2 protein-coding genes are annotated in these 1,979 nt (G+C 60.4%); both read left to right on the plus strand.

What is annotated here, in order from left to right; all coding sequences use genetic code 11:
* Positions 1-315: 315 nt before the first annotated feature.
* Positions 316-654: a histone-like nucleoid-structuring protein Lsr2 gene (locus tag HMPREF3086_RS16790; RefSeq protein WP_070723053.1), complete on the plus strand. Its 339-nt coding sequence runs from the start codon at positions 316-318 to the stop codon at positions 652-654.
* A 162-nt stretch (positions 655-816) separates the two neighbouring features.
* On the plus strand, positions 817-1,857 hold the full coding sequence (locus HMPREF3086_RS16795) for a restriction endonuclease (protein ID WP_070723055.1): 1,041 nt from the start codon (positions 817-819) through the stop codon (positions 1,855-1,857).
* The last annotated feature ends 122 nt before the right edge of the window (positions 1,858-1,979 follow it).

Genomic DNA, 1,979 nt, shown 5'->3' on the forward strand with positions numbered 1-1,979 from the left:
GCCTGATCCACCACGGCCATCGCCCGAACCACCTCCAGCAGCTCTCGCGACCACCGCCAATCACGGCGGTAGACGACTACGGGCACCCTGCCCAGCACCATCAATGCTACCTAAATGCCACCATTCAGCAACCCCCGACGGCCGTCGAGGCCGCCAGTGCGCCATCAGCCACGACCAGCAGACGGCTCGAAAGCGGATACCGTGCCACTTCGCACTCGGCTCGAACGGCTAGAGCTCTCAGTGGCAACCGGCGCGAATTTGGCGCAGCGGGCATAATTCACCGCAGCAGTTGACACACCAAGAATGGACAGATCTATGGCTCAGCACTTCCAGGTCAAATACACCGACGACATCGACGGAACCGACCTAGGCGAAAGCGCAAACACGATCTCGTTCGCCTTCGAGGGCAAGGAATACTCCATCGACCTCAGCGACGACAACGCCCAGGCACTCCGAGAGGCCGTGGCCCCATACATCGAGGCCGGCCACCGCGTCACCGGCGCTAAGACCAAAGCTGCGCGCAAAACTGCGGGAAAGACCTCGCCTGCAGACACCAAAGCGATTCGCGAATGGGCTCACGAGAACGGCTACGACGTCTCCGACCGCGGACGCATCCCCGCCGACGTGATGGACGCGTACGCAGCCGCCAACTAGCCACACCACAAAGCGTCATTCGCGGAATCCGCCTCCTACCAGGCGAATTGCTTGATAGTGTCGTTGACATCGCACTCGGCGCTCCGCGCGAACTCGCCACTGCATGTCAGCCGTTCGAAGTGCTTGTCGAGCGGACCGAGAGCTATCCGCGAAGGAGTCGGCGTGACGCCCAAGGTGTGGTGCATCCACAACAACGAGCCCTCGCTCAAACTTGTCCAGGATGGGTTCGTCAGCATCGGATGGGAGGAGCTCGGCGACCTGGCCGAGCTGGTCTCGAACAAGGAGGCTCTCAAGACCCGCCTTCTCGACACGTTCCCAGACGCCAAGCCCGGTGCCATCCCAGGATGGGCCGGAACACTGCGGCGATTCGTCCTCGACATGCAGATCGGGGACATCGTCATCGCGCCGAACAAATCGGACCGCACCCTCAGCCTCGGGACAATAGCTGGCGACTATTACTTCGACCCGTCGGCGACACTGCACCCCAACCGCCGCAAGGTGACCTGGCACAACACAGGAATTCCACGGGCACAATTCAGCGAAAAAGCTTTGTATGAGATCGGTTCGGTCCTCACCGTGTTCGCAGTCAAACGGCACGCCAATGAGTTCGCTGCCGCCCTTGAGCCCAAGTCCAACCTGAACGCGGTTGAGGCCGAACCGGCCACAACAGCAACTAACGCCGCCGTCGAAGATGCCGAGACCGCCGAGGAGACGCCGAACGCCTCCCGGGTCGAGGAGTTCACCCGGGACCGTCTCGAGACGATCCTTCGAACCGGACTGAGCCCAAGTGAGTTCGAGGAGTTCATCGCTGCTCTGTTACGGGCCATGGGGTACTACGCCCGAGTCACCTCGTATTCCGGTGACGGAGGGATAGACGTCATCGCACACAGGGACGCTTTCGGCCTTGAAGGCGACATCATTAAAGTCCAGTGCAAGCAAACCATCTCGCCGATAGGCGGCCCGACGGTCCAAGCCCTGCTCGGAGCTGTCGCCGAAGGAGAGAAGGCGCTGTTCGTCAGTCTCGGTGGTTACACGCGCGACGCTGAATTTCTCGACCGCAGCAAGCACGCCCTGCGTCTACTACGCGGCACCGATCTCATCGACCTGCTACTACGTCACTATGAATCGCTCGACGACGAGTGGAGACAGCGAATCCCCATGCGGCGCGTCTACGCCGTCGATGTCGTCTCCGGCAGCGACTGAACCCAGAACCAACTGGCCTCGGGATACCGTCTGCGATCAAAAAAAACGCTCCTACCAGGCGGAATATTTACGCCGATAATTTATCTTATGACAAGCTAAGATCTGCGTATTGCATCAGATGA

The organism is Dietzia sp. HMSC21D01 (genome assembly GCF_001815995.1).
Taxonomy (GTDB): domain Bacteria; phylum Actinomycetota; class Actinomycetes; order Mycobacteriales; family Mycobacteriaceae; genus Dietzia; species Dietzia cinnamea.

Coding starts and splice junctions, on each gene's coding strand:
- HMPREF3086_RS16790 (WP_070723053.1), top strand. CDS start 316: ATGGCTCAGCACTTCCAGGTCAAATACACCGACGACATCGACGGAACC.